26 protein-coding genes and 1 pseudogene are annotated in these 25858 nt (G+C 72.2%); 11 read left to right on the forward strand and 16 right to left on the reverse strand.

Annotated features, from left to right (window positions below; translation table 11 throughout):
* Positions 1-3 precede the first annotated feature (3 nt).
* Positions 4-1077 (forward strand): adenosine deaminase, encoded by a 1074-nt coding sequence (locus ASG88_RS10200; RefSeq protein WP_056887289.1) that lies wholly within the window; start codon positions 4-6, stop codon positions 1075-1077.
* On the opposite strand, the gene ASG88_RS10205 is transcribed toward ASG88_RS10200, so the two are convergent.
* Both ASG88_RS10205 and ASG88_RS10210 read right to left on the reverse strand, forming a co-directional pair.
* Positions 1046-1624 (reverse strand): hypothetical protein, encoded by a 579-nt coding sequence (locus ASG88_RS10205; protein WP_056887290.1) that lies wholly within the window; start codon positions 1622-1624, stop codon positions 1046-1048. The genes ASG88_RS10200 and ASG88_RS10205 overlap by 32 nt on opposite strands.
* Positions 1621-2232, reverse strand: a complete 612-nt coding sequence (locus ASG88_RS10210; protein ID WP_235534793.1) for an ATP-binding protein — start codon at positions 2230-2232, stop codon at positions 1621-1623. Before ASG88_RS10210 ends, ASG88_RS10205 begins: the two co-directional genes overlap by 4 nt.
* Before the next feature lie 147 nt (positions 2233-2379).
* Between ASG88_RS10210 and ASG88_RS10215 the strand changes: the two genes are divergently transcribed.
* The gene (locus tag ASG88_RS10215) at positions 2380-4041 is read left to right on the forward strand and encodes a substrate-binding domain-containing protein (RefSeq protein WP_082600191.1); all 1662 of its coding nucleotides are present in this window, start codon (positions 2380-2382) and stop codon (positions 4039-4041) included.
* A 54-nt stretch (positions 4042-4095) separates the two neighbouring features.
* On the opposite strand, the gene ASG88_RS10220 is transcribed toward ASG88_RS10215, so the two are convergent.
* From ASG88_RS10220 to deoC, 3 genes are read right to left on the reverse strand one after another with little or no spacing between them, the layout of a single operon-like run.
* Positions 4096-4959 carry an aldehyde dehydrogenase family protein gene (locus tag ASG88_RS10220; RefSeq protein WP_056887293.1) on the reverse strand — a complete coding sequence of 288 codons (864 nt, stop codon included), beginning with the start codon at positions 4957-4959 and terminating at the stop codon, positions 4096-4098.
* Entirely contained in the window at positions 4959-6425 is a 1467-nt protein-coding gene (locus ASG88_RS10225; RefSeq protein ID WP_235534794.1) for an aldehyde dehydrogenase family protein, read from the reverse strand. The genes ASG88_RS10220 and ASG88_RS10225 overlap by 1 nt, the downstream gene beginning before the upstream one ends.
* A 17-nt stretch (positions 6426-6442) precedes the next feature.
* A complete protein-coding gene (gene deoC / locus ASG88_RS10230) occupies positions 6443-7408 on the reverse strand; it encodes a deoxyribose-phosphate aldolase (protein ID WP_056887295.1) in 966 nt (321 codons plus the stop codon).
* A 65-nt stretch (positions 7409-7473) separates the two neighbouring features.
* Between deoC and ASG88_RS10235 the strand changes: the two genes are divergently transcribed.
* Positions 7474-8070: a hypothetical protein gene (locus ASG88_RS10235; RefSeq protein ID WP_056887296.1), complete on the forward strand. Its 597-nt coding sequence runs from the start codon at positions 7474-7476 to the stop codon at positions 8068-8070.
* Between the two features lie 31 nt (positions 8071-8101).
* The gene (locus tag ASG88_RS23510) at positions 8102-9031 is read left to right on the forward strand and encodes a CAP domain-containing protein (RefSeq protein WP_200956404.1); all 930 of its coding nucleotides are present in this window, start codon (positions 8102-8104) and stop codon (positions 9029-9031) included.
* 7 nt (positions 9032-9038) lie between these two features.
* Here ASG88_RS23510 and ASG88_RS10245 read toward each other — a convergent pair whose 3' ends face one another.
* From ASG88_RS10245 to ASG88_RS10260, 4 genes are all read right to left on the reverse strand, one after another.
* Positions 9039-10697, reverse strand: a complete 1659-nt coding sequence (locus tag ASG88_RS10245) for a phospho-sugar mutase (RefSeq protein WP_056887297.1) — start codon at positions 10695-10697, stop codon at positions 9039-9041.
* Positions 10698-10758: 61 nt separating this feature from the next.
* A complete protein-coding gene (locus tag ASG88_RS10250; RefSeq protein WP_157559660.1) occupies positions 10759-11643 on the reverse strand; it encodes an HNH endonuclease in 885 nt (294 codons plus the stop codon).
* 34 nt (positions 11644-11677) lie between these two features.
* The gene (locus ASG88_RS23075; RefSeq protein ID WP_056887299.1) at positions 11678-12058 is read right to left on the reverse strand and encodes a hypothetical protein; all 381 of its coding nucleotides are present in this window, start codon (positions 12056-12058) and stop codon (positions 11678-11680) included.
* A 123-nt stretch (positions 12059-12181) separates the two neighbouring features.
* Positions 12182-12499: a MazG nucleotide pyrophosphohydrolase domain-containing protein gene (locus tag ASG88_RS10260; RefSeq protein WP_056887300.1), complete on the reverse strand. Its 318-nt coding sequence runs from the start codon at positions 12497-12499 to the stop codon at positions 12182-12184.
* Positions 12500-12517: 18 nt separating this feature from the next.
* Between ASG88_RS10260 and ASG88_RS10265 the strand changes: the two genes are divergently transcribed.
* The gene (locus tag ASG88_RS10265; protein WP_056887301.1) at positions 12518-13837 is read left to right on the forward strand and encodes a DUF2252 domain-containing protein; all 1320 of its coding nucleotides are present in this window, start codon (positions 12518-12520) and stop codon (positions 13835-13837) included.
* Between the two features lie 22 nt (positions 13838-13859).
* On the opposite strand, the gene ASG88_RS10270 is transcribed toward ASG88_RS10265, so the two are convergent.
* Genes ASG88_RS10270 through ASG88_RS10280 form a run of 3 tightly spaced genes read right to left on the reverse strand, consistent with a single transcriptional unit; the run spans position 13860 to position 16824 of the window.
* On the reverse strand, positions 13860-14843 hold the full coding sequence (locus ASG88_RS10270) for an aldo/keto reductase (RefSeq protein ID WP_082600192.1): 984 nt from the start codon (positions 14841-14843) through the stop codon (positions 13860-13862).
* A 30-nt stretch (positions 14844-14873) separates the two neighbouring features.
* Positions 14874-16481 carry an AMP-binding protein gene (locus ASG88_RS10275; RefSeq protein ID WP_056887431.1) on the reverse strand — a complete coding sequence of 536 codons (1608 nt, stop codon included), beginning with the start codon at positions 16479-16481 and terminating at the stop codon, positions 14874-14876.
* A gap of 10 nt (positions 16482-16491) precedes the next feature.
* On the reverse strand, positions 16492-16824 hold the full coding sequence (locus ASG88_RS10280; RefSeq protein WP_056887302.1) for a hypothetical protein: 333 nt from the start codon (positions 16822-16824) through the stop codon (positions 16492-16494).
* A 69-nt stretch (positions 16825-16893) separates the two neighbouring features.
* Between ASG88_RS10280 and ASG88_RS10285 the strand changes: the two genes are divergently transcribed.
* The 3 genes and pseudogenes from ASG88_RS10285 to ASG88_RS23515 all read left to right on the forward strand — a co-directional run.
* A complete protein-coding gene (locus tag ASG88_RS10285; RefSeq protein ID WP_056887303.1) occupies positions 16894-17472 on the forward strand; it encodes a DinB family protein in 579 nt (192 codons plus the stop codon).
* 95 nt (positions 17473-17567) lie between these two features.
* Positions 17568-18887 carry a ferric reductase-like transmembrane domain-containing protein gene (locus ASG88_RS10290; protein ID WP_082600194.1) on the forward strand — a complete coding sequence of 440 codons (1320 nt, stop codon included), beginning with the start codon at positions 17568-17570 and terminating at the stop codon, positions 18885-18887.
* 197 nt (positions 18888-19084) lie between these two features.
* A pseudogene (locus tag ASG88_RS23515) lies at positions 19085-19372 on the forward strand (NUDIX hydrolase); the annotation flags it as partial.
* Between the two features lie 158 nt (positions 19373-19530).
* Here the strand turns inward: ASG88_RS23515 and ASG88_RS10300 are convergent.
* Positions 19531-20340, reverse strand: a complete 810-nt coding sequence (locus ASG88_RS10300; protein ID WP_056887305.1) for an NAD-dependent epimerase/dehydratase family protein — start codon at positions 20338-20340, stop codon at positions 19531-19533.
* Positions 20340-21146: a purine-nucleoside phosphorylase gene (locus tag ASG88_RS10305; RefSeq protein WP_056887306.1), complete on the reverse strand. Its 807-nt coding sequence runs from the start codon at positions 21144-21146 to the stop codon at positions 20340-20342. Before ASG88_RS10305 ends, ASG88_RS10300 begins: the two co-directional genes overlap by 1 nt.
* Positions 21147-21180: 34 nt before the next feature.
* On the opposite strand from ASG88_RS10305, the gene ASG88_RS10310 reads away from it, so the two are divergent.
* Positions 21181-21660: an NUDIX hydrolase gene (locus tag ASG88_RS10310; RefSeq protein ID WP_056887307.1), complete on the forward strand. Its 480-nt coding sequence runs from the start codon at positions 21181-21183 to the stop codon at positions 21658-21660.
* 7 nt (positions 21661-21667) lie between these two features.
* Here the strand turns inward: ASG88_RS10310 and ASG88_RS10315 are convergent, their stop codons facing one another.
* Positions 21668-22120 carry a gamma-glutamylcyclotransferase gene (locus ASG88_RS10315; RefSeq protein WP_056887308.1) on the reverse strand — a complete coding sequence of 151 codons (453 nt, stop codon included), beginning with the start codon at positions 22118-22120 and terminating at the stop codon, positions 21668-21670.
* 46 nt (positions 22121-22166) lie between these two features.
* On the opposite strand from ASG88_RS10315, the gene lpdA reads away from it, so the two are divergent.
* Positions 22167-23570 (forward strand): dihydrolipoyl dehydrogenase, encoded by a 1404-nt coding sequence (gene lpdA, locus ASG88_RS10320; RefSeq protein WP_056887309.1) that lies wholly within the window; start codon positions 22167-22169, stop codon positions 23568-23570.
* A complete protein-coding gene (locus ASG88_RS10325) occupies positions 23570-24964 on the forward strand; it encodes an NAD(P)H-quinone dehydrogenase (protein WP_056887310.1) in 1395 nt (464 codons plus the stop codon). Before lpdA ends, ASG88_RS10325 begins: the two co-directional genes overlap by 1 nt.
* A 13-nt stretch (positions 24965-24977) precedes the next feature.
* On the opposite strand, the gene ASG88_RS10330 is transcribed toward ASG88_RS10325, so the two are convergent.
* Positions 24978-25781, reverse strand: a complete 804-nt coding sequence (locus ASG88_RS10330; RefSeq protein ID WP_056887311.1) for a hypothetical protein — start codon at positions 25779-25781, stop codon at positions 24978-24980.
* Positions 25782-25858: the final 77 nt, after the last annotated feature.

A 25858-nucleotide genomic window follows, 5' to 3' on the forward strand; every position in this document is an offset into this window, starting at 1 on the left:
GCCGTGACGACTCCCACCCGCGACGAGGTACGCCGCGCCCCCAAGGTCCTGCTCCACGACCACCTCGACGGTGGCCTGCGCCCCCAGACGATCATCGACCTCGCGGCCGACTGCGGCCACGCGCTGCCGGCGGACGACGCCGAGGCCCTCGGCCGCTGGTTCGCCGAATCGGCCGACTCGGGCTCGCTGGTGCGCTACCTCGAGACCTTCGACCACACCGTCGCCGTCATGCAGACCGGCCCGGCCATCACCCGGGTGGCGCGCGAGTGCGTCGAGGACCTGGTGGCCGACGGGATCGTCTACGCCGAGGTCCGCTACGCGCCCGAGCAGCACGTGGGAGGCGGGCTGACCCTCGACGAGGTGGTCGGCGCCGTGCAGGAGGGCTTCGACGAGGCCGTCGCGGCCTCCGGCGGCCGGATCGTCGTACGCCAGCTGCTCACCGCCATGCGCCACCAGGCGCGCTCGATGGAGATCGCCGAGCTGGCCGTCGCGTGGCGCGACCGGGGCGTGGCGGGCTTCGACATCGCCGGCGCCGAGGCCGGCTTCCCGCCCACCCGCCACCTCGACGCGTTCGAGTACCTCCAGCGCGAGAACGCCCACTTCACCATCCACGCCGGGGAGGCCTTCGGGCTGCCGTCGATCTGGCAGGCCATCCAGTGGTGCGGTGCCGACCGGCTCGGCCACGGCGTGCGGATCATCGACGACATCACCGTCCACGACGACGGCTCGGTCGAGCTCGGCCGCCTCGCGGCGTACGTCCGCGACACACGCATCCCGCTCGAGATGTGCCCGGCGTCCAACATCCAGACCGGGGCAGCAGCGTCGATCGCCGAGCACCCCATCGGGCTGCTGACGCGGCTCCGCTTCCGGGTCACGGTCAACACCGACAACCGGCTGATGAGCCAGACCTCGATGACCGACGAGATGTACTCGCTGGTGGAGGCGTTCGGCTACGGCCTCGACGACCTGCGCTGGTTCACCATCAACGCGATGAAGTCGGCCTTCCTGCCCTTCGACGAGCGGCTCGAGCTCATCGACCGGGTCATCAAGCCGGAGTACGCCGCCCTCGCCGGCTGACCGGGGAGCGGGTGACCACCGCCCACGGCACCCGCCAGCCGCCGCAGCCCTCGAGGCGGGCACCGAGCCAGTCCTCGCGGGTGAAGTGCGTCCGTCGGCCGGAGGCCGGCTCGTAGCACGTGACGACACCGTCCTCCTCCGCCACGGCCAGCACCACGTGCCGGGGGGTCCACCGGTTGCCGACGTAGACCGGGGTCGGCCCGGAGCGCAGCGACGCCACGAGCAGGTCGTACGCCGCCCCGCGCCGCCGGGGCAGCAGCACGTAGCGGGCCCGCCCGCCGACGTGCCGGGCCAACGCCCACGGGCCGGTGCCGAGGGCGCGCGCCCAGGGCAGCTGGAGGCGCCCGTGCCAGTCGACGGCCCGGTTGGTGCTGCGGTGCGCCGCCCACACCTCGGCTGCGAACCTGGCCCGTGCGGCCTCCGGGCCGCCCCGGAGCACCCGCCCGCGGTAGTCCTCCGACTCCAGCATCAGCAGCGACACCACCACCGAGGGCCCGCACGTGCGGCGGTCGGGCTGGGCGAGGCGCACCGGCCAGAAGGAGCTCACGGGACCAGTGTGACCAGCCGGGCGTGGGCCTCGTCCGGCGTGACGGCCTCGCAGCCGAGGTGGACCGCGTGGGAGACCACCCGGCGCTGGTCGCGCAGCAGGGCGAGTCCGCGGCGCACGAGCACCAGGGGCGGCTTGCGGTGCTCGCGCAGGTCGCGGGTCAGGCGCCGCCAGAAGGTCACCACGGGGTGCTGGCGCACGCAGTACGCCGCGGCGAGGATCCCGCCGAGAGAGCAGGCCGGCACGACCTCGGGGGCGAAGATGCCCTCCGCGACGAACAGCCGGGCGTCGCCGAGGTCGAGGGTGCGGGAGCCGGAGCGGCCGTTCTGCGCGATCTCGTAGACCGGCACCTCCGCACGGCCGTCGCGGCACAGGGCCGTGAGCGCGGCCAGCGCGTCGTCCAGCAGCCACGAGTCGGGGTGGTCCCAGTCCACGATGCCGGCGTTGGCCCCCTCGGTGATGCGGGGGAGGGTCGGGTCGTCGCCGTCCTTGTAGAAGTCGTCGAGCCGCAGGACCGGGAGACCGAGGCGCTCGGCCAGCCGGGACTTGCCGGCACCGCTGGGGCCGGCGAGGACGACGACCCGGGCGGGCACGCGGGAGTCAGGCACGGGTGACCATTGTGCCGTGCCCTCGTGACACCTCCGGCCATCTGGGATGAGGGGGGCGTCACAGACTCCGCCATTTCGCCGCGGAGGGGACCCCCCTCGACCTATCGTCAGCGCGTCGTTGGTCGAGCCCCCCCGAAAGGTTTCCGCATGGGAACGAACAGTCATGCCCGCGCCTCCCGCGCGGGTGCCGGTGTGCGCAACCTGGTGATCGTCGTGATCACCGCCATGGTCGCCGGTATCGCCTGGCTGGGCTGGCAGGTCGTGTCGAACGAGCAGGTCCCCGTGGCCGGTGCGGCCAGCTGCGAGGCCGAGCCCATCACCGTCACCGTGGCGCCCGAGCTGGAGACGCTGATGGAGGAGGCGGCCGACCACCTGGCCGCCAAGGCCCACTGCATCAACCTCGAGGTCACCGACGCCTCGGTCGCCGAGGTGCAGGACGCCCTCGAGGAGCTCGAGGAGAAGGACCGTCCCGACGCCCTGCCCGACCTCTGGGTGCCCAACTCCCCGGCGTGGCGCACCGTGCTGCAGCGCGTCGGCTACACCGGTCGCGTCGAGGCGGCAGCGCTGGCGACCAGCCCGGTGGGCCTGGCCAGCGGCCGCGACGGCGTCGCCCCCGCCAGCTGGCTCGAGGCGCTGACCTCCGACCGCCTCGTCATGAGCGACCCGTCGGCCGACGGCGCGTCGGCCTACGCCCTCACCGCGTCCCTGTCCGAGGGTGCGGCCCTCGGCGAGGTGCAGAACGACGTCGTCCCGATGGCCCAGACCTTCGGCGAGAACGTCACCTCCGGCATCGAGGTCGTCACCAACGCCGACGAGCTGATGGCCGGCGAGTCCTGGCTCGTGCCGATCACCGAGCAGGACTTCGTCATCGCCCGCCGCGGCAACGAGGCACTGCGCTGGAGCGCCCCGGCCACCGGCTCCCCGATGCTGAGCTATCCCCTCGTGGCGGCCCGCGCCCAGACCGGGATGACCATGGGCACCGGCTCCCTCGACCCGATCCGTGCGGCCGGTGACGAGATCGCCGAGTTCTTCGCCACTGACGCGGTCCTGGCCGAGCTGGCCGACTCCTACCTGCGCGGCCCCGACGGTGCGCCCCTCGCCGACGAGGTCGACCCCCCGGAGGTCGAGGTGCTCGACGAGGCCGTGGCGTCCGAGGCGGACGCGGTCATGCGCAACTTCCAGGTGCTCACCGTGCCCTCGAGCCTGCTCGCCGTGGTCGACGCCTCGGAGTCGATGAACCTGGTGGCCGCCGACGGCCAGACCCGGATGGACTTCGCGGTCAACGCCGCGCTCACCGCCCTCGACGCCTTCCCGGGCCACGCGCGCATCGGTCTGTGGGGCTTCTCCACCCAGCAGCAGGGTGACCAGGACTGGGTCGAGCTCGCGCCGCTGCGTCGCCTCGACGCCCCGGCCGAGGGCGGCGGCAAGCACCTCAAGCTCCTGCGCCAGCAGTCCCTCGTGCTGCCCGCCATGATCAAGGGTGGGACCGGCCTGTACGACACCGTGCTCGCCGGCTACAGCCAGGCGGTCCGCGACTACAACGAGAACTACTACAACACGCTGGTCATCCTCACCGACGGTGCCAACGACGACCCGAGCTCGATCAGCCTCCAGGACCTGCTCCGGGAGCTGCGGACGATGCACGACCCGGCCCGCCCGGTGGGCATCGTCGCGGTCGGCATCAGCCAGGACGCCGACATGGCGGCGCTGGGCAAGATGGCCGAGGTCACCAGCGGTGGGGCCTTCCTGGCCGAGAACCCCGAGGACATTCTCACGGTGCTCGCGACCTCCCTGCTGACCCGGGACTGAGCACAGGAGAACCCCCGTACGACGTGTCGTCGTACGGGGGTTCTGTGCTGCTGGTCAGATCCCGATCGGGTGCCAGACCGTCTTGGTCTCCAGCCAGTCGGTCATCCGGTCGGTGCCGGGCGTGGCCAGCCAGTCGACCTCGGCCAGCGGTGCGCGGCGTACGCGCTTGAGGTTGTCGGCCGCGGCCTCCTCCAGCGACGTCGCGAGCGCGGGGTCCTCGACGCCGGTGAGGTCGAGCCCGTTGACGTCCATGTGCGAGGCCAGCCAGGGCGCCACCTCGGCGGCAGAGCCGGTCAGCACGTTGACCACGCCACCCGGGAGGTCGGACGTCGCCATGACCTCGCCCAGCGTGATCGCGGTGAGCGGGTGCGGCTCGCTGGCGATGACCACGCAGGTGTTGCCGGTGGTGATGATCGGCGCCACCACGCTGACGAGCCCGAGGAGTGGGCCGCGCGGGGCGACGACGGCCACGACGCCGGTCGGCTCGGGGGAGGAGATGTTGAAGTAGGGCCCGGCCACCGGGTTGGCGGTGCCGACGACCTGGGTGATCTTGTCGGCCCACCCGGCGTACCAGACGAGCCGGTCGATCGCGGCGTCGACAGCGGTGTTGGCCTTGCTGGCCGAGACGCCCTCGGAGGCGCGCAGCTCGGCGACGAACTGGTCGCGCCGTCCCTCGAGCACCTCGGCGATGCGGTAGACGACCTGGCCGCGGTTGTAGGCGGTCCGCCCGGACCAGCCGCCGAAGGCCTTGCGGGCCGCGACGACGGCGTCCCGGGCGTCCTTGCGGGAGGCCTGGGAGGCGTTGGCCATCAGCGCGCCCTTCGCGTCGTTGACGAGGTAGGTGCGGCCCGACTCCGAGCGCGGGAAGGCGCCGCCGATGTAGAGCTTGTAGGTCTTCTTCACGTCGATGCGCGCCATCAGGCGTCCGCTCCCTTCAGGTACGCCGCCAGGCCGGGCAGGCCACCCTCGCGGCCGTAGCCCGACTCCTTGTAGCCGCCGAAGGGCGACGTCGGGTCGAACTTGTTGAACGTGTTGGCCCACACGACGCCGGCCCGCAGGTGGTTGGCCATCCAGAGGATGCGCGAGCCCTTGTCGGTCCAGACGCCGGCGGAGAGGCCGTACGGCGTGTTGTTGGCCTTCTCGACCGCCTCGGCGGGGGTGCGGAAGGTCAGCACCGACAGGACCGGTCCGAAGACCTCCTCGCGGGCGATGCGGTGGGCCTGGGTGACGCCGGTGAAGACGGTCGGCGGGAACCAGAAACCCTGGGACGGCAGGTCGCACGCCGGCGACCAGCGCTCACCGGCGCCGGCGACCTCCTGCTCGCCGATGTCGGACAGCTCACGGATCTTGGCCAGCTGCTCGGCCGAGTTGATGGCGCCGACGTCGGTGTTCTTGTCCAGCGGGTCGCCCACGCGCAGCGTGGCCATCCGGCGCTTGAGGCGCTCCATGACCTCCTCGGCGACGCTCTCCTGCACCAGCAGCCGGGAGCCCGCGCAGCAGACGTGGCCCTGGTTGAAGAAGATGCCGTTGACGATGCCCTCGACGGCCTGGTCGACCGGGGCGTCGTCGAAGACGATGTTGGCGGCCTTGCCGCCGAGCTCGAGGGTGACCTTCTTGCGGGTGCCGGCGACGGCACGGGCGATGGCCTTGCCGACCTCGGTGGAACCGGTGAAGGCCACCTTGTCGACGTCCGGGTGGGACACGATCGCCTGACCGGTCGCGCCGGCCCCGGTGACGATGTTGACCACGCCGGGCGGCAGGTCGGCCTGCTGGCAGATCTCCGCGAAGAGCAGCGCCGTCAGCGGCGTCGTCTCGGCGGGCTTGAGGACCACCGTGTTGCCGGCGGCCAGCGCGGGTGCGACCTTCCAGGCCAGCATCAGCAGCGGGAAGTTCCACGGGATGACCTGGCCGGCGACGCCGTGGGCCTGCGGGTTGGTGCCGAGGCCGGCGTGCTCGAGCTTGTCGGCCCAGCCGGCGTAGTAGAAGAAGTGCGCGGCGACGGTGGGGATGTCGACGTCGCGGGACTCCTTGATCGGCTTGCCGTTGTCGATCGACTCGAGCACGGCGAGCTCGCGGCCGCGCTCCTGGATCAGCCGGGCGATGCGGAAGAGGTACTTCGCGCGCTCGCTGCCGGGCATCCGGGACCAGACGCGGGTGTAGGCCCGCCGGGCGGCCTTGACCGCCAGGTCGACGTCGGCCTCGTCGGCCTCTGCGACCTCGGCGAGGACCTCCTCGGTCGAGGGGCTGATCGTCTTGAAGCTCTTGCCGTGGCCGTCGACGAACTCGCCGTCGATGAACAGGCCGTACGACGGCTTGATGTCGACGATGGAACGCGACTCGGGGGCCGGGGCGTACTCGAAGAACGGGGTGGAGGTGTCGGGCACCTTGACCATGATTCGCCTCAGTCCAGGGTGAAGTAGTCGGGACCGGAGTAGCGGCCGGTCTGCATCTTGGTGCGCTGCATCAGCAGGTCGTTGAGCAGCGTGGAGGCTCCGAAGCGGAACCAGTGGGGGTCGAGCCAGTCGGGACCGGCGACCTCGTTGACCATCACGAGGTACTTGATGGCGTCCTTGGACGTGCGGATGCCGCCGGCCGGCTTGACGCCGATCATCTGGCCGGTCATCTCGCGGTAGTCGCGAACGGCCTCGAGCATGATCATCGTGACCGGCAGCGTGGCCGCCGGCTGCACCTTGCCGGTGGAGGTCTTGATGAAGTGGCCGCCGGCCATCATCGCGAGCCACGAGGCGCGGCGGACGTTGTCGTAGGTCTGGAGCTCGCCGGTCTCGAAGATGACCTTGAGGTGTGCGTCTCCGCAGGCCTCGCGGACGGCGACGATCTCGTCGTACACCTGCTGGTAGCGACCGGAGAGGAACGCGCCCCGGTCGATGACCATGTCGATCTCGTCCGCGCCCGCCTCGACGGCGTCGCGGGTGTCGGCCAGCTTGATGTCGAGGGCCGCGCGGCCGCTGGGGAACGCGGTCGCGACGGCGGCGACGTTGACGCCGGAGTCGCCGAGGGTCTGCTTGGCGGTCGCGACCATGTCGGGGTAGACGCAGACCGCGGCGGCGGCGGGGCAGGACGGGTCGGCGGGGTCGGGGCGCATCGCCTTGGAGGCCAGCGCGCGGACCTTGCCGTGGGTGTCCTGGCCCTCGAGCGTCGTCAGGTCGACCATCCGGATCGCGAGGTCGATGGCGAACGCCTTCGCGGTCGTCTTGATGGACCGGGTGCCCAGGCTGGCGGCGCGGGCCTCCGCGCCGACCTGGTCGACCCCGGGGAGGCCGTGGAGGAAGCGGCGCAGGGAGGACTCGGACGAGGTGATGTCGTCGAAGACCCCTGCACTCGCCGTTGAGGCAGAAGTGGTCGTCACCGGCTCAGCATAGGGTTGGTGACGGCCTCGTGGACAAACCGCGAGGACCCCCAGAAGGAGCGTGGATGCAGCAGCAACCGGTGGAGCGGTTCGACCCGACGAGTGGACGCGTGACGGCCGTGCTGGTCCTCGTCCTCGCCGGTGTCGTGGTCGTCGCGGGGACGGTCGACGCGGGCTCGGTGCCTCCCCCCGTGCTCGCCGGTGCGGTGCTGGCCGCGGTGCTCGCCTGGGCCTCCATGCTGCGTCCCGCGCTGTGGGCGACGACGGAGCACCTCGTCATGCGCAACATGCTCGAGACGATCCACGTGCCCCTCGCCGCGGTCGAGCAGCTGGCCGTGCGGCAGGTGCTGGCGCTCAAGGTGGGGGAGAAGCGCTACGTCTCCACGGTCGTCGGGCGACCGCTGCGCAAGGCGATGCGGACCGGCCGCTCCGGCAGCGCCCCCGTGGAGGACGCGGCGCCGGCCCCGGGCCTGCCCTACGCGGACTTCGTCGAGCAGCGGCTCCACCAGCTGATGGAGGAGGCCCGCGCCGCGGCGGGCGTGGACTCCCTCTCCGACGAGCAGCTCGCGCTGGCCGCGGACGTACGCCGGGAGCCGGCCTGGGTGCCGATCGGCCTGACCGTGGTCTCCGTGGTGGCCTTCGTGGCGTCGCTGTTCGTCTGACACCCGCGTCGCCCGAGTGGACAATGCCCGCATGCCCACCCCGTCCGGCGCCGTGGCGCGACCCCGCCCCCTGCGTGCCGTCCTGCTCCTGGTGCTGCCCCTCGTCGTGGCCGCACTGGTGGCGGTGCCGCTCGTCGGGACGTCCGCCGCGGGCCCGCGCACGAGCGTGACCGGGTGGTCGTCGCACACGGTGACCGTCGGCGCGGGCGACGCGCTCTCGTTCCGGGTCGTGGTGCGCACCGCCGGACGCGCCCGCGTCCGGATGGTCCGGTTGCAGAGCCGAACCAGGCCCGCAGGGGGGTGGAGCTCACCCCGCTGGAGCCGTACGTCGCGGCGCGGGGTCGTCCGGCTGCGCTGGTCGGCGCCGGGTCATGACACCTCCCGGTGGCTGCGGGTCCACGTGCGCCGTGCGCCGGGATCTCCGGCGACCGTCACGCGCGCCAAGCGGATGGTGGTCGCTCCGGAGCCGGAGGACACGACACCGACTCCCGCGCCGACTCCCGACCCCACGCCGACGCCCACTCCGGAGCCGTCCGCCGACGGGTTCGCCGGTGACGTGCTCCGTCTCACCAACGAGGCCCGGTCGGTGGCGCGGACGTGCGGCGACACGGCGTACCCCGCCGTCCCCCCGGTCATGGGCGACGGCCGCCTCGACGCAGCCGCGGACGCGCATGCCGTGGACATGGGTACCCGGGCCTACTTCTCGCACACCTCGCTCGACGGCCGCTCCCCGGGCGACAGGATCACGGCCGCGGGCTACGCCTGGAGGACCTACGGCGAGAACATCGCCGCCGGCTACGGCTCCCCGGGCGCCGTGGTCCAGGGGTGGCTGGCCAGCGCGGGTCACTGTCGCAACCTGATGAACCCCGCGTTCACCCAGCTCGGCGTCGGGCATGCCGACGTGCCGGGGTCGCCGTACGGCGACTACTGGGTGCAGAACTTCGCGACCCCGGCCGCCTGACGGGCCCTCAGATCCCGGCCGCGGCCTTGACGTCCGCGGCGATCGCGTCGAGCCGACCGGCCGCGGCGATGCGCGCGGCGTCCACGCCGTCCTCCGGGTCGACCGGGACGACGACCTCGAGGTAGCACTTGACCTTGGGCTCGGTGCCGCTCGGGCGCACGATCACCCGGGCGCCGTCGGCCAGGGAGTAGCGCAGCCCGTCGGTGGGCGGCAGGGCGTCGCTGCCCAGCGAGAGGTCGTCGACGCGCTCGACGGCGAGCCCGCCGAGCGTCGTGGGCGGGGTGGTCCGCAACCGCTCCATGGTCGCGTGGATCTCCGACAGGTCGTCGAAGCGCACCGAGACCTGGTCGGTGGCGTGCAGACCGTGCTCGAGGGCGATGTCGTCGAGGAGGTCGGTGAGGCCACGGCCCTCGGCCTTGGCGGCGGCGGCCAGCTCGCAGACCAGCACCAGCGCCGAGACGCCGTCCTTGTCGCGAACGTGCTCGGGGTCGACGCAGTAGCCCAGCGCCTCCTCGTAGCCGAAGGCGAGGCCCTCGACGCGGCCGATCCACTTGAAACCGGTGAGCGTCTCCTCGTGGGGCTGGCCGGCGGCCGCGGCCATCTTGGCCAGCAGCGACGACGAGACGATGGAGTTGGCGTAGGTGCCGTGCTTGCCGCGGCTCAGCAGGTGGTGGCCGAGCAGCGCCCCCACCTCGTCGCCGCGCAGCATCCGCCAGCCGTGCGGGCCGGGGACCGCGACGGCGCAGCGGTCGGCGTCGGGGTCGTTGGCCACCACGATGTCGGCGCCCTTGGCGGCCGCGAGGGCCATCGCGAGGTCCATCGCGCCCGGCTCCTCCGGGTTGGGGAAGACGACGGTGGGGAAGTCCGGGTCGGGGTGCTCCTGCTCCTCGACGACGTGCGGCGCGGAGAAGCCGGCCGTCTCCAGGGCCTGCGCCACGGCCGTGCCGCCGACGCCGTGCAGGGGCGTGTAGACGGTGACGAGGTCGCGGGGGCCGTCGCCGGCGAGCTCGGCCACGGTGTCGAGGTAGCGGTCGACGATCTGCTCGTCGACGACCTTGCCGGGACCTCCCCGGGGCACGTCGGCCAGCGCACCGACGGCGGCGATCCGCTCGGCGATGCCGATGTCGGCGGGCGGCACGATCTGGCTGCCGTCCCCGAGGTAGACCTTGTAACCGTTGTCCTGGGGCGGGTTGTGGCTGGCGGTGACCATCACGCCCGCGACGCACCCGAGCTCGCGGATCGCGTAGGCCAGCAGCGGGGTGGGCAGCGGCCGCGGCAGGGTCATGGCCCGGAAGCCGGCCCCGGTCATCACCTCGGCGGTGTCACGGGCGAAGACGTCGCTGTTGTGCCGGGCGTCGTACCCGATGACGACGGTGCCGCCTCCGGCGCCGGTGTCGCGGAGGTAGGCCGCCAGCCCCGCCGCGGCGCGGAGGACGACGACCCGGTTCATCCGGTTCGGGCCCGCCCCGAGGGCCCCACGCAACCCGGCCGTGCCGAACTCCAGCGTCCCGGCGAAGCGGTCGGCGAGGTCGGCGGGATCGCCGCCCGCCTCGAGGGCGGCGACGACGGCCTCCAGCTCGGCACGGGTGGCCGCGTCGGGGTCCTCGGCGGCCCAGGCGCGCGCGCGGTCGATCAGGGTGCTGCGGTCCTCGGTGGCGGTGCTCATGGGGGCACGGTATCGGCGGGGGATCGGGTGAGGGCTCCCCACTCGGGATTCGAGGGCCCCGTCAGCCCGCGAGGACGTAGTCGATCGTCAAGGGAGGGATGCCCCGGTCCCGGATGCGCGCGACCGGCGGTGGCCGGGTGGCGATGCTGTGGCCGGTCGGGCTGGTGGTCACGACGCTCCCGTCCGGCCCCGGTCTCGCCCGCCAACCCGGCGCGTCCTTGGCGTAGTTGCAGGCCTCGCACAGGCCCTGGGCGTTGTCCGCGGTGGTCGGTCCGTCGTCGGCGTGGCGGCGCGGGTGGTCGACGTGCCGGATGGGTGCGTCGCACCAAGGGGTCCGGCAGACCCGGTCACGCAGCCGGACGAAGCGGGCGAGGCCGCCGCGGAAGCTCCGCCCCCGAGCGTCCATGGCGACCAGCTCGCCGGTCGCGGGGCTCGCGTAGAGCCGGCGGAGCCAGATCTGCTCGTCGCGATCGCACGCGCCCACCACGATCTCCCTGGCCAGCTCGGCCGGGACGGGACCGAAGCCGTCGAGGTGGGCAGGCTCGTCGGCGCCACCGAAGAGGGCCGCGTCGCTCATGACCAGCCCGAGGGACACTCCCGGCGATCCCGCTTGGCCGCCGGCGCTTCCTCGTACGCCCTCCACCAGCGTGTCGGCCATGACCTGCGCGCGCGATCGCTCGTCGCCGGCCGCACGGGCGGCGTCGGCGGCCCGGGTCAGCGCGGCGAGGGCGGCAACGCCGTCCTTCACCGGCAGGAGCGCGGTCAGGTAGGTCATGGTGTCGGGGGCCGGTCGCAGGGTGACCCGGCGCTCGGACTCCGCCCTCCGGCGCCGCGCGACGAGGGCGGCGGCGTCGAGTCGTGCGACCTCCTTGAGGCAGGCACCCGCCAGCTCGCGGTCTCCCATCGCCTCGAGGGCCGAGGGGTCCCCGGCGACCACCTCGTCCACGACCATCCGGTCGGCGAGCGAGAGGCAGGCGGTCTCACGGGCGACGATCGTCGCCTTCCACTCGGTGATGCGGCCCGCCCGCCAGGCCGACCACGTGTAGCAGCTCGCGGGCGACGACCTTGGCCAGGCCGAGGTGCTGACGGCCGCGGTGCGGCGACTCCCGCCGGGCCCGCGCCACCTGGTCGGCCACACCTGCTCCCTGCCTGGCGGCCGGGACACCGGCGTCGGCCTGGGCAGCGCGCTGCGACTCGTCGAGCTCGCGGGAGAGGTGGGCCTGGGCCGCCGTGACGACGCACCCGAGTCGCTCGAGCGCCCGGAGCGCGTCGACGCGCTCGGCGTCGTCCAGGCCGCTCGCGGCCTCCAGCCGGGAGGACAGGTCAACGGCCCGGGCCTCCACGTCCGATGCGCACAGCACGCCCTGACGACCCGTGGCGGGGCCGCTCGGTGCGTGGGTCGGACCGATGTCGAACGTGTGTTCGATTCTACCCGCGTGCGCACACCGTGGGAAGGGGAGCGGGAAGCTTGGGGAGAAGTCCGTCTACGGCTCGTCGAGCACCTCGTCCAGCTCCGTCATCGTGGAGACGAAGGCGTCCTCCAGGTCCACGCCGTACGAGTCGGCCAGCGTCATCACGCACCACAGGCAGTCGGCGAGCTCGTGCGCGAAGGCCTCGTCCAGGTCGTCACGGGGTCGAACGCCTTCCTTTCCCTGGACCAGCTTGGCGAGATCGCCGACGTCGCCGAGGAACCCGAGCATGATCTCCTCACGGCTCCAGGAGCGCCCGTACCTCTCGCGCTCCACCGCGGCGTACTTCGCACGCACGCCCCGGGCGAGCTCTGACAGTTGGCTGAATTCCATGGCGGCTACATTGCCCGCATGTCACCGTCGACGACGTCAGCCCGCACCGACACGATCATCGAGGTCATCCGGGAGGCGTTCGCCCCTCTCATGCGGGCCGACCCCGTGGCCTTCCGTGCGAAGTACCGCAAGATGGCGCTGGACCCGCACGCGTTCTACCGCGGCTCGGCGTGCCTCTACTACAGCGACGTGACGCAGGAGCCCGACGAGTGGTCCCGGCACGGCGCCGAGCGGATCTGGATCCACGGCGACCTGCACGTGGAGAACTTCGGCACCTACCTCAACTCCGACGGCCGGCTGATCTTCGACATCAACGACTTCGACGAGGCCTACCTCGGCCGCTTCGTGTGGGACCTGCAGCGCTTCGCCGCCAGCCTCGCGCTGATCGGCTGGCAGAAGGCGCTGCCGGAGGACGCGGTGCGCAAGCTGATCGGCCGCTACCTGCGCTCCTACCTGTCCCAGGTGGACCACTACGCGGGCACCGAGGAGGACGACGACTTCGCCCTCAACCTCGAGAACGCCGACGGTCCCGTGCTGGTGGCCCTCGAGCGCGCGCGTGCACTGCGCCGCGCCGACCTGCTCGACGAGGTGACCGTGCTGACCAAGGGCGCCCGGCGCTTCATCGAGGACGGTACGGCGCGTCGTCTCGGCCGCGAGGAGCGCGACAAGGTGGTGGCGGCGTTCCGCTCCTACCTCGACACCATCCCGCAGTCCAAGCGCTTCGACCGGGCGCTGTTCTACGAGCTCCGCGACGTCGTCGGCAAGTCCGGCTTCGGCATCGGCAGCGCCGGCCTCCCGGCGTACAACATCCTCGTCGAGGGCTACAGCCAGGCGCTGGACAACGACGTCGTGCTGTCGATGAAGCAGGCCAACGTCCCGGCGGTCTCGCGCTTCGTCGACACCGCCGACGTGGACGCCTACTTCAAGCACGAGGGCCACCGGACGTCGGTGAGCCAGCGGGCGCTCCAGGTCCACACCGACCCGCTGCTCGGCTACACCGACATCGACGGCACCGGCTTCGTGGTGAGCGAGGTGTCGCCGTACGAGGTCGACCTCAACTGGACCGACATCAACGAGCCCGAGGACATCCGCGCCGTGGTGGACCTCCTCGGTCGGGCCACCGCCAAGATCCACTGCGCCTCCGACGAGGACAGCGACCAGGACCTGGTCGACATCCAGGTCGAGAAGGCCATCGTCGACTCGCTGAAGGGTCGACGTCGCGAGTTCGGCGACTGGCTCTGCCAGTGGGGCATGGACTACGCGATGCGGGTCCGGGAGGACCACTCCCTGTTCGTCGACGCCTTCCGCGAGGGCCGGATGGGGATGGCCTCGACCTGAGGCCACCCTCGGGACCGCGTTCTCAGGCGTCGATGGAGGACATGTCGCCGTACCGCTCGCCGACCACCGCGTCGCGCGGCACGGCCGCGTCGAGGGCGGCCAGGTCGTCCGCGGTGAGGTGCACGTCGGCGGCGCCGACGTTCTCCTCGAGGTAGGCGATCCGCTTGGTGCCGGGGATCGGGACGACGTCCTCGCCCTGCGCGAGCACCCAGGCGAGCGCGAGCTGGCCGGGGGTGGCGCCCTTCTCGTCGGCGATGGCGGTGATCCGGTCGACGAGCGCGAGGTTGGCGTCGAGCGCCTCGCCGGTGAAGCGGGGGAAGTACGCCGAGGCGCGGGAGTCGCCCTCGGGCAGGGTGCCGGGGCGGATCGCTCCGGTGAGGATGCCGCGACCGAGCGGGGAGTAGGGGACCAGGCCGATGCCGAGCTCGCGGAGCACCGGCAGGATCTCGTCCTCGAGGTCGCGGGTGAAGAGCGAGTACTCCGTCTGGAGCGCAGTGATCGGGTGGGTCGCGTGGGCCGTGCGGATGTTGGCGGCGGAGGCCTCCGAGAGCCCGAGGTGGCGGACCTTGCCGGCCGCGACCAGCTCGGCCATGGCGCCGACGGTCTCCTCGATCGGGACCGTCTTGTCGACGCGGTGCTGGTAGTAGAGGTCGATGTGGTCCACGCCGAGGCGCTGCAGGCTGGCGTCGCAGGCCGCGCGGACGTACTCCGGCTTGCCGTTGATGCCGATGCGGGTGCCGTCGGGCCGCCGCTCGTTGCCGAACTTGGTGGCCAGCTGGACCTCGTCGCGGCGTCCGGCGATGGCCTTGCCGACGAGCTGCTCGTTGGTGAAGGGGCCGTACATGTCGGCCGTGTCGAGGAACGTCACGCCCAGGTCGAGGGCGCGGTGGATGGTGTCGATGCCCTGCTGCTCGTCCGCAGAGCCGTAGAACTCGCTCATGCCCATGCAGCCGAGGCCCATGGTCGAGACGGTGAGGTCGCCGAGCTGTCGCTTCTGGATCGTCATGTCCTCGAGTCAACGGGGTGGAGCGCCGGCTCACAACCCCAACAGGCGTGTCGTCTCCGAGCGCATCTCGACCTTGCGCACCTTGCCCGTGACGGTCATCGGGAACTCGTCGACCACCAGGACGTAGCGGGGGATCTTGTAGTGGGCGAGCTTGCCGGTGGCGAACTCGCGGACCGCCGCCGCGTCGAGCGGGTCCGCGCCGGGCCGCATCCGCAGCCAGGCGCAGAGCTCCTCGCCGTACTTGTCGTCCGGGACGCCGACCACCTGGACGTCCTCGATGTCGGGGTGGGAGTAGAGGAACTCCTCGATCTCGCGGGGGTAGATGTTCTCGCCGCCGCGGATGACCATGTCCTTGATCCGGCCGGTGATCGAGATGTTGCCGGCCTCGTCCATCACCGCGAGGTCGCCGGTGTGCATCCAGCCGTCGCGCAGCACCTCGGCGGTCTTCTCCGGCTCGTCCCAGTAGCCGAGCATCACCGAGTAGCCCTTGGTCGCCAGCTCGCCCGCCTCGCCGCGGGGCACCGTGTCGCCGCTGAGCGGGTCGACGACCTTGACCTCGAGGTGGGGTCCGACGCGACCGACGGTGCCGACCTTGACGTCGAAGGCGTCGTCGGTGCGGGTCTGGGTGGAGACCGGTGACGTCTCGGTCATGCCGTAGCAGATCGTCATCTCGGTGATGCCGGCGTCGATGAGCTTGCGCATCATCTCGGCGGGGCACGGGGAGCCGGCCATGATGCCGGTCCGGACCGAGGAGAGGTCGTACGACGCGAAGTCCGGCAGCGCCCACTCCGCGATGAACATCGTGGGGACGCCGTACAGGCTGGTGCAGCGCTCCTCGGACACCGCGGCGAGCGTCAGGGCGGGGTCGAACCCCGGCGCGGGGATGACCATCGTGGCGCCGTGGGTGAGGGCCGCGAGGTTGCCCATCACCATCCCGAAGCAGTGGTAGAACGGCACCGGGATGCAGATGCGGTCCTCATGGGTGTAGCGGCAGACCTCGCCGACGAACCACCCGTTGTTGAGGATGTTGCGGTGGCTGAGCGTGGCGCCCTTGGGGAAGCCGGTGGTGCCCGACGTGTACTGGATGTTGATCGGGTCGTCGGGGTCCAGGGCCTGCTCGCGGTCAGCGAGGTCGGCGTCGTCGACCTCGTCGCCGCCGGCCAGCAGGGCGTCCCACGCGTCCCCGCCGAGGACGGTGCTCGCGGTGAGGGCGGTGCACTGCTCGCGCACCTCGTCGAGCATCGCGACGTAGTCGCTGGTCTTGAAGCTCTCGGCCAGGAAGAGGTGGCTGATGCCCGCCTGGTTGAGCACGAAGGCGAGCTCATGGGTGCGGTAGGCCGGGTTGATGGTGACCAGCACGGCGCCGATGCGGGCCGTGGCGAGCTGGACGGTCGTCCACTCCGCGCAGTTGGGGGCCCAGATGCCGACCCGGTCGCCCCGCGCGGTGCCGCCGACGAGCAGGGCCTTGGCCAGGCGTCGTACGTCGGCGTCGAGCTCGGCCCACGTCCACCGCCGTCCGGAGCTGACCTCCACCACCGCCTCGTGGTCGGGGTGCTGCGCGACCGTGCGGGTCAGGCACGCCCCGATCGTCTCGTCGAGCAGGGCGGGGGTGGTCTCTCCCACGGCGTGTGAGTCCATGCCGCCCACCCTAGAGCTGCAGGACCTGCGCGGACACGAGGTACGCCGCCTCGACGGCGGCCGGGTCGTGCAGGTCGCCGGGGTGCAGCCGTGCTGCCCCGGCACGCGCGCGGATCGCCGTACCGGGGTCCTCGGCGGCGAGGTCGGCACCCAGCGCCGCGACGACGGCCGCCCGGTCGTGGTCGTCGAGGCCGTCGAGCGCGAGGCTGTCGTGCAGGAGGGTCGCGGCCTCGCGGAACACCTCGAGCGCCATCTCGAGGTCTGCGTCGGGGCGCGCGGCGACGGCCGCTTCCGCGGCGGCACGGAACTCGTCGTACGGCGGTCCGGCGGGGGTGGTCGGCATCAGGCGATGCTCGCAAGGTGCTGCGTGGCCGGCAACCGGATATCCGTCGCGTGCGGCAAGGTGGGAGCCATGAGCGACGCCCAGAAGAAGCAGCTGCACGACTACCTCGTCGAGAGCCGCGAGGCGCTGTGCTGGAAGACCGAGGGCCTGTCGGAGTACGACGTGCGCCGGCCGCTCACGCCGACCGGCACCAACCTGCTCGGACTGGTCAAGCACCTGTCGATCGTCGAGGCGTCGTACTTCGGCGCGACCTTCGGCCGGCCGTTCCCCCGGCACCTGCCGTGGTGGGACGACGACGCCCCGGAGGAGGCCGACATGTGGGCGACCGCGGACGAGGGGCGTGACGAGATCCTCGGGACCTACCGGGAGGCGACCGCGCACGCCGACGGGACGATCCGGTCACTGGCCCTCGACGCCCCCGGCCACGTGTCGTGGTGGTCGCGCCCCGACGTCACGCTGCACGGCGTGCTGGTGCACGTGGTCGCGGAGACCTCCCGGCACGTGGGGCACGCCGACATCGTGCGCGAGCTGGTCGACGGGCAGGTGGGCATGCGGGCCGGCAACTCCAACCTGGCGCCGCACGACGGTCAGGGGTGGGTCGACCACCGCGCGCGGATCGAGGCGGCCGCCCGCGCAGCCTCCCGGTGAGGGGGTGAGGGGCCCCTTCCGGGGCCGGCGGGCAGCCGGCGAAGGAGTCCGAACGGACCATGTCCCCGTGGGTGGCTCCCTCGCTACCGTGAAATATGGGGTCTCGTACAGGCCTGTCGGTGTGGGCGGGGCTGTTCCTGGTTGCCCTCATCGGCCCCCTGGTGGCGAGCTGGGTGCTCCTCGACTCGGTCTTCACGTCTCCCGCCGAGGAGATCGCCACGACGACCGGCCTGCTGGCGCTCTCGGCCCTCCTCCTCGCGCTGGTCATGCCCGCCCGGTTGCGGTCGCTGGTCGCCACGCTGGGGATCGAGAAGATCCTGCGCGGCCACCGCCTGCTGGCCCTGACGGCTCTCGGGCTGGTGCTGGCCCACGTCGTCCTCGTGCTGCTCACGGACCCGCGGGGGCTGACGATCCTCGACCTCCGGGACACGACGCCCGCCGCGTGGGCGGGCACCCTCTCGACCCTGGCCCTCGTGCTGGGAGTGGCCCTCGGCCTGCGCCGGCGCAAGCGCCGCCCGCGCTACGAGGGCTGGCGGCTCGTGCACATCGCCCTGGCGACGATCGTCGTCGTGACCGGCTTCCTGCACGTGTGGTGGCTGGACAACCTGGTCAACCACACGGTGTTTGGCGTGTGGCTCCTGGTGCTGGCCGTGGCCACGCTGGGCATCGCATCCCGGCGCTGGGTCTGGCTCCCGTGGCGGGCCCACCGGCGTTCCTACGTGCTCGAGGAGGTGCGGCCCGAGGCCGGCGACGCCGTGACCCTGGTGATGCATGCGCACGGGCACGACGGCCGGCCGTTCGCGGCCGGGCAGTTCGCCTGGCTCAAGATCGGCTCGTCATCCTTCGTCTTCGAGGAGCACCCGTTCACCATCTCCTCGACCGCGGAGCAACCGCACCGAAAGACCTTCACGATCAAGGCGCTCGGCGACTTCAGCGAGCTGCTGCGGGGTTTGCGACCCGGTCGTCGCGTCTTCCTCGACGGCCCCTACGGCGGGTTCACGATGGATGGCCTCGACCGCTCGGAGGGATTCGTCCTGATCGCCGGCGGTGTCGGGATCACGCCGATGCTGAGCATGCTGCGCACGCTCAGCGACCGCGGAGACCGGCGCCACCACCACCTGCTGGTCGGGGCCCGGACCGTGGACGAGCTCATGCTGCGGGGGGAGATCGACCAGCTCCGTGACGAGCTCGACCTCGCGGTCACCGAGGTGATCGAGGTGCCCCCGGACGACTGGCCGGGAGAGACGGGGCGGATCGACACCGAGCTCCTGGAGCGGTGCCTCCCACGGCACTACCGCCACCACGACTACTTCCTGTGCGGCCCTCCGCCGATGGTGATCGCCGTCGGCCGCCAGCTGCGGGAGCGGGGGATCCCGACGCGGCGGATCCACACCGAGCAGTTCGACGTCGTCTGACCGGGGCCCCGAACCCGGTGTGCTCTGTTGCGCGCGGTCACGATGGCGGCTCGGCAGCGGGCGTGGATACTCGCGCGGTGGCCTTCGACGATCGATACCGGTTCAGCGTGCACGCGGCAGTCCTGGACTCTGCGCGAGAGTCGGTCCTCCTGGTCCGTCAGACGTACGGCGACAAGCGATAGGGCCTCCCGGGGGGAGGTGTGGAACCGGGGGAGACGATCGTGGATGCGCTCGCCCGGGAGTGCAGGGAGGAGATCGACGTGCACGTCGAGATCGGACCGTTGACCGGCTGGTACTACCACCGCGAGTTCGAGTCGCAGGTCGGGATCTTCCGCTGCTCGCTGCCGGACACGGCCAGGATCAGGCTGTCACCCGAGCACAGTGAGTGGCACTGGGCGCCACTCGCTGAGCTGACGGGCGTCCAGGCCACGCGGGTGCAGGCAGCCGCCAGGTACGACGGCACGCTCCACGCGCAGGTCTTCTGAGTCCAGCCGACCTCGTCGGGTCGGTGCCGTGCTCCGAACGTCTCCCGCCGCTCATCATCGAGTGTGCGTGGACGCACCACTGAGCGGGCGGGAATGGTGCCGTTGCGCACACTCGATGTTGCACCCGACGTCGTGAGCGCCTCAACCACCGAGGCCGATCAGTCCCCGAGGGCGGGCCGCTGGATCTCGGCGAGCGCGTAGGGCCCGCCGACGTACGCCGCCTCGTCCTCGTCCTCGGGACGCTGGGGGATGCGGTCGGCGTACGCCTCGGCGTCGTCGAGGGGCCGGTAGCCGAGGCGCCGGCCGGGCTCGAGGTCCCACCAGGCGCGGGTGTTGGCGCTGATGCCGTAGATGACGGCGAAACCCGGCGAGGGCGCGGTGAGGGCCGCCTCGACCATCCGCACGCAGTCGTCGGGCGAGAGCCACGTCGACAACGCCCGGAGGGTGGCGGGCTCCTCGAGGAAGGAGCCGATCCGGCAGGCGACGGCGTCGACGGCGTGCCGGTCGGCGTACAGGCCCAGGAGCGCCTCGGCGGCGACCTTGCTGACGCCGTAGAACGTGTCCGGGCGGGGGAGCGCACCGTCGGTGAGCGGGGCGTCGGGACCCAGGTCCCGGCGCGGGGTGCGACCGACGGCGTGGTTGGACGACGCGTAGACGATCCGGGAGACCCGGTGCGCGACCATCGCGTCCAGCAGGGCGGCGGTGGTGACGACGTGCGAGGTCAGCGACGTCGGCAGCGACGCCTCACCCGGGTGGCCGGCGAGGTGGACGACCGCGTCGAGGCGCTCGGCCTCGAAGACGGCCAGCACGGCGTCGGGGTCGGCGCAGTCGGCCGTGTGCCAGTTGCCGGTGAAGCCCTCGGGCTCGGGCACCAGGTCCAAGCCGACGACCTCGTGGTCGCGGTCGCAGAGGCCGAGGGTGACCGCCCGGCCGATGGAGCCGGCCGCGCCGGTGACGAGGACGCGCATCAGATGCGGGGGACGATCCGGCCGAGCAGGTCGCCCATGCGCGAGGCGGCGGCCTTGCCCGCCTCGAGGACCTCCTCGTGGTTGAGGGGCTCGCCGCTGATGCCGGCGGCGAGGTTGGTGACCAGGCTGATGCCGAGCACCTCCAGCCCGGCCTCGCGGGCGGCGATCGCCTCGAGCGTGGTGCTCATGCCGACCAGGTGGCCGCCCATCGCGCGGACCATGCCGATCTCGGCCGGGGTCTCGTAGTGCGGGCCGGGGAACTGCACGTAGACGCCCTCGTCGAGCGTCGGGTCGATCTCCTGGCACAGCGCGCGCAGCCGCGGGCTGTAGAGGTCGGTGAGGTCCACGAAGTTGGCGCCCTCGATGGGGCTCGTCGCGGTGAGGTTGATGTGGTCGGAGATGAGCACCGGCTGGCCGGGCTCGAAGGTCTCCTTGAGGCCGCCGCACCCGTTGGTGAGCACGATGGCGCGGCAGCCGGCCGCGGCCGCGGTGCGCACGGGGTGGACGACGGCGGCGACGCCCTTGCCCTCGTAGAAGTGGGTGCGGCTCAGGAAGACGAGGATCCGGCGACCGGCGACCTCGAGGCTGCGGATCCGGCCGCTGTGCCCGACCACGCCCGCGGCGTGGAACCCTGGCAGGTCGGTCGTGGCGATCTCGGCGGTGGCCTCACCGAGCGCGTCGACGGCGGGCAACCAGCCGGAGCCGAGGACGAGGGCGATGTCGTGCCGCTCGACGCCGGTGAGCTCGGCGAGGGCGGCGGCGGCCTGCTGGGCCAGGTCTGCGGTGCTGGGCGCGGTGTCGTTCACGGCGCGATCCTAGGCCCGTGCTTGGGTGGGACGCATGATCGAGGGCCTTCCTCCCGACCTGGGCTACACCGACTACGACACCCGACTGGCCGCGTACGCCGTGGTGGTCGAGGACCGACGCATCCTCCTGGCGTGGTGGAACGGCGAGGGAGTCGCCGAGCCCTGCTGGACGCTGCCCGGTGGCGGCGTCGACCTGGCGGAGACGCCCGAGGAGGGCGCGGTGCGCGAGGTCCTCGAGGAGACCGGCCACCACGTCGCGCTGACCGGCCTGCTGACCGTGCACTCGCTCGCGATCCGGCCGGAGCGGCGTACGGCCTCGACCGCGCGCTGGCTCCGGGCGGTGCGGGCGGTGTACGCCGCCGAGGTCACCGGCGGCACGCTGGGCACCGTCGAGGTCGGGGGCACCACCGACCGCGCTGACTGGGTCGACCTCGACGAGCTGGCCGGCCTGCCCCACACCGACATCGTCGGCATCGGCCTCGCGGCCCACGACGCCCGGCACCGGCGGGGCTGACCCCGCCTCAGAGTCCCGTCGACCGGCAGTCCCGGCGCCGCAGGCGCCCGACGTAGTCGTCGGGGGCGTCCGCGGCCTCGGCCGCGTCGGCCAGGACGCCGAGGTACGACGCGCTGGGCAGCCCGCCCTCGTAGGCGTCGAGGACGTAGGCCCAGACGACCTGCTCGCCGGACATCGTGGACACCCGGACGCGGGTCTTGCGGTAGAGGCCGGTGTCGGCGGACTCCCAGCGGTCCAGCTCGGTCTCGTCCTCGGTGGTCACGTCGTAGACGGCGACGAAGACCTGCTCGATGGGGTCCTCGACGATCGTCGCGAGGGCGCCGTCCCACCCGTGCTCCTCGCCGCCGAAGGTCAGTCGCCAGCCCGTCAGCCACCCCGTGGAGCGCAGCGGGGAGTGCGGACACCGCTCGCTCATGCGGGCGGGGTCGAGGTTGGTGCCGTAGGCGGCGTACAGCGTCACCCGGCCAAGGCTAGCGGCGTCGGGGCCGAGGGCTAGTCTGTGGCCCGTGACCGACACGCACTTCGACACCCTCGTCCTCGGCGCCGGCCCCGGTGGCTACGTCGCCGCCATCCGCGCCTCCCAGCTCGGCCAGAAGGTCGCCGTGGTGGAGAAGAAGTACTGGGGCGGTGTCTGCCTCAACGTCGGGTGCATCCCGTCCAAGGCACTCCTCAAGAACGCCGAGCTGGCGCACACGCTCCAGCACGAGAAGGCGAAGTTCGGCATCGAGGGCGACGCCACCATGTCGTTCGGGCCGACCCACAAGCGCTCCCGCGACGTCAGCGCCGGGATCGTCAAGGGCGTCCACTTCCTGATGAAGAAGAACAAGATCACCGAGATCGACGGCTGGGGCACCCTCACCGGCGCGAAGAGCATGGACGTCAAGGACGACGACGGCAACACCACGACCTACACCTGCGACAACCTCATCATCGCCACCGGCGCCACCGTCCGCCTCGTGCCCGGCGTCGAGCTGAGCGACAACGTGGTCACCTACGAGGAGCAGATCCTCACCGACCAGCTCCCGAAGTCCATCGTCATCGGTGGCTCGGGCGCGATCGGTGTCGAGTTCGCTTACGTGATGGCCAACTTCGGCGTCGACGTCACCATCGTCGAGTTCCTCGACCGGATGGTCCCCACCGAGGACGCCGACATCTCCAAGGAGCTCGCCAAGCACTACAAGAAGCTCGGCGTGAAGGTCCTGACCAGCACCGCGGTGAAGGGCGTCGAGGACACCGGCTCCGGCGTCAAGGTCACCGTCGCGCCCGCCGCCGGCGGCGACACCCAGGTCATCGAGGCCGACAAGTTCCTGGCCGCCTTCGGGTTCGCGCCGCGCGTCGAGGGCTACGGCCTCGAGGCCGCCGGGGTCGAGCTCACCGAGCGCGGGGCCGTCGCCATCGACGACTACATGCGCACCAACGTCCCGGGCGTCTACGCCATCGGTGACTGCACCGGCAAGATGATGCTCGCCCACGTCGCCGAGGCGATGGGGGTCGTCGCGGCCGAGACCATCAACGACGCCGAGACCATGCCGATCAACTACGACATGGTCCCGCGGGCGACCTACTGCATGCCGCAGATCGGCTCGTTCGGCTACTCCGAGGCCCAGGCCAAGGAGAAGGGCTACGACGTCAAGACGTCGACGTTCCCGTTCACCGCCAACGGCAAGGCGATGGGCCTCGGCGAAGCCATGGGCTTCGTCAAGGTCGTGGCCGACGCCGAGCACAACGAGATCCTCGGCGCCCACATGATCGGTCCGGGCGTCACCGAGCTGATGCCGGTGCTGACCCTGGCCCAGCAGTGGGACCTCACGGCCGACGAGGTGTCGCGCAACGTCTTCGCGCACCCGACGCTGAGCGAAGCGGTCAAGGAAGCCGTGCACGGCATCGCCGGCCACATGATCAACCTCTGATGGCAGACCGCGTCGTCATCATCGGTGGGGGCCCCGGTGGCTACGAGGCGGCCCACGTGGCCGCCCAGCTCGGTGCCGAGGTCACCGTGGTCGACACCGACGGGGTGGGCGGCTCCGCGGTGCTCACCGACTGCGTGCCGTCCAAGACCCTCATCGCCACCGCGGAGCTGATGACCGAGGTGTCGGAGTCGGCCGAGCTCGGCATCGACTTCTCCGACCACGAGGGCGACAGTGCGACCACCATCCGGGTCGACCTCGCCAAGGTCAACGCCCGCGTCAAGAAGCTGGCCACCGACCAGTCGGCCGACATCGCCGCCCGGCTCGACCGGGACGGCGTCCGCGTCCTGCGCGGCCGGGGACGGCTCGCCCCGGGCATGACCGTGGTCGCCAGCCTGCCCGACGGCTCCGAGGAGGTCCTGGAGGCCGACGCGATCCTGGTCGCCACCGGTGCCGCGCCCCGCACCCTCGAGTCCGCGCAGCCCGACGGCGAGCGGATCCTCACCTGGGAGCAGGTCTACGACCTCGACGAGGTGCCCGACAAGCTCATCGTCGTCGGCTCGGGCGTCACCGGTGCCGAGTTCGCCAGCGCCTACCTCGCGCTCGGCATCCCGGTCACCCTGGTCAGCTCCCGTGACCGGGTGCTCCCCGGCGAGGACGCCGACGCCTCGGCGGTCCTCGAGGAGGTCGCCACCCGACGCGGCATGGAGGTGCTCAGCCGGTCCCGGATGCAGTCGGTCACCCGTGACGGCGACACGGTCACCGTCACGCTCACCGACGGTCGCACCGTCACCGGCTCGCACTGCATCCTCGCCCTCGGCTCGGTCCCCAACACCGCCGACCTCGGCCTCGAGGAGGCCGGGGTCGCCACCGACGAGGCCGGTTTCATCACCGTCGACCGGGTGTCCCGCACCTCCGCGCGTGGGGTCTATGCCGCGGGCGACTGCACCGGCGTCCTCATGCTGGCCTCCGTGGCCGCGATGCAGGGCCGGATCGCGATGTGGCACTTCCTCGGCGACGCGGTGTCGCCGCTGGACCTCAAGAAGGTCTCCTCCAACGTCTTCACCTCGCCGGAGATCGCCACGGTCGGCTGGTCGCAGAAGTCCGTCGAGGAGGGCGAGATCCTGGCCGAGGTGGTGACCCTGCCGCTGGCCGGCAACGCCCGGGCCAAGATGCAGGGCGTGCGCGACGGCTTCGTCAAGCTCTTCATCCGCCCCGGCACGGGGATCATCGTCGGGGGAGTGGTCGTGGGTCCGCGGGCCTCCGAGCTCATCCACCCGGTGTCGATCGCGGTGGCCGAGTCGCTGACGGCCGACCAGCTCGCCCAGGCGTTCACGGTCTACCCGTCGATGAGCGGCTCGATCGCCGAGGCGGCCCGGCGCCTGCACCGGGTCTGACGGTGGGTGGGGGTCAGTCGCCCCCACCTCCGCCGTCGCCGCCACCGGCCCCGCCGTCACCGCTGCCGTCGAACCCTCCGCTGCCGTCGGGGCCGCCGTGCCAGCCGGAGTAGTCGTGGCCGCCGATCATCCCGCCGCCGTCCCACGCGCCGGGGTCGGACCAGGCGGCGGCCGGGGCGATGCCGACCCCGTCCCCGCGTGACGCGGAGCCGGCCCAGAGCATCGTCAGCCGGTCGGCCTCCATCCGGTGGTCGTCCAGCAGGTCGCCGTACCAGCCCTGCGCCCACGCGGCGTACAACGGGCCGGAGGCGAACCACGCGACCCGGCGGTTGCCGAGGCGGACGAGCCGGACCTCCGGCTGCTCGCCGGCGGTGAGGCGCTCGAGGTCGCGGAAGCAGACCGGTACGACGCGGGGCTCGCCGCCGGGCGGCGCCCACTCGACGTCGTGGTCGGCCGGTCCGTGGGCGGGGTCGAAGAAGCACGGCTCGTGCCGGACGGGCCGGGGTGCGCCGTCTCGGACCGCCAGCACGCATGCGTGCGACCAGCGGCCCCGGGCCAGCACCCGGGTGACCTCGGAGACCTGGGTGGCGGACTCGGCGGTCGCGAGCTGTGCCTTGGCCTGCTCGTAGGCGTCGAGGGCGCGCTGGTAGTCCTCCCGCGATCCCTCGTCCAGCGGCGTCGTGAGGGTGTCCACGTGCAGCTGCACCAGCTCCTCGCCGAAGCGCGTGACGTCCTCGTCCGCCGCACGGCGTACGTGCCGGAAGGCGTCGAGCGCCGCGAGGCGCTCCTCCTTGCTGCGCCGGCCGAAGCTCCTCATGCCCTGATGGTCCTCCCGGCGACCGGCCACGGTCCACCCCCTGGCGAAGTACACCGTTGTAGTTGTCCCGGTCCGGT

Origin of the sequence: Nocardioides sp. Soil777 (genome assembly GCF_001428425.1) — a bacterium.
Classification (GTDB): Bacteria; Actinomycetota; Actinomycetes; order Propionibacteriales; family Nocardioidaceae; genus Nocardioides; species Nocardioides terrigena.

Excerpts from the sequence above, each read along its gene's own strand:
- ASG88_RS10215 (WP_082600191.1), top strand. The coding sequence starts at position 2,380 with ATGGGAACGAACAGTCATGCCCGCGCCTCCCGCGCGGGTGCCGGTGTG.
- ASG88_RS10220 (WP_056887293.1), bottom strand. The coding sequence starts at position 4,959 with ATGGCGCGCATCGACGTGAAGAAGACCTACAAGCTCTACATCGGCGGC.
- ASG88_RS10235 (WP_056887296.1), top strand. The coding sequence starts at position 7,474 with ATGCAGCAGCAACCGGTGGAGCGGTTCGACCCGACGAGTGGACGCGTG.
- ASG88_RS23510 (WP_200956404.1), top strand. The coding sequence starts at position 8,102 with ATGCCCACCCCGTCCGGCGCCGTGGCGCGACCCCGCCCCCTGCGTGCC.
- ASG88_RS10245 (WP_056887297.1), bottom strand. The coding sequence starts at position 10,697 with ATGAGCACCGCCACCGAGGACCGCAGCACCCTGATCGACCGCGCGCGC.
- ASG88_RS10260 (WP_056887300.1), bottom strand. The coding sequence starts at position 12,499 with ATGGAATTCAGCCAACTGTCAGAGCTCGCCCGGGGCGTGCGTGCGAAG.
- ASG88_RS10265 (WP_056887301.1), top strand. The coding sequence starts at position 12,518 with ATGTCACCGTCGACGACGTCAGCCCGCACCGACACGATCATCGAGGTC.
- ASG88_RS10270 (WP_082600192.1), bottom strand. The coding sequence starts at position 14,843 with ATGACGATCCAGAAGCGACAGCTCGGCGACCTCACCGTCTCGACCATG.
- ASG88_RS10275 (WP_056887431.1), bottom strand. The coding sequence starts at position 16,481 with ATGGACTCACACGCCGTGGGAGAGACCACCCCCGCCCTGCTCGACGAG.
- ASG88_RS10280 (WP_056887302.1), bottom strand. The coding sequence starts at position 16,824 with ATGCCGACCACCCCCGCCGGACCGCCGTACGACGAGTTCCGTGCCGCC.
- ASG88_RS10285 (WP_056887303.1), top strand. The coding sequence starts at position 16,894 with ATGAGCGACGCCCAGAAGAAGCAGCTGCACGACTACCTCGTCGAGAGC.
- ASG88_RS10290 (WP_082600194.1), top strand. The coding sequence starts at position 17,568 with ATGGGGTCTCGTACAGGCCTGTCGGTGTGGGCGGGGCTGTTCCTGGTT.
- ASG88_RS10300 (WP_056887305.1), bottom strand. The coding sequence starts at position 20,340 with ATGCGCGTCCTCGTCACCGGCGCGGCCGGCTCCATCGGCCGGGCGGTC.
- ASG88_RS10310 (WP_056887307.1), top strand. The coding sequence starts at position 21,181 with ATGATCGAGGGCCTTCCTCCCGACCTGGGCTACACCGACTACGACACC.
- ASG88_RS10325 (WP_056887310.1), top strand. The coding sequence starts at position 23,570 with ATGGCAGACCGCGTCGTCATCATCGGTGGGGGCCCCGGTGGCTACGAG.
- ASG88_RS10330 (WP_056887311.1), bottom strand. The coding sequence starts at position 25,781 with ATGAGGAGCTTCGGCCGGCGCAGCAAGGAGGAGCGCCTCGCGGCGCTC.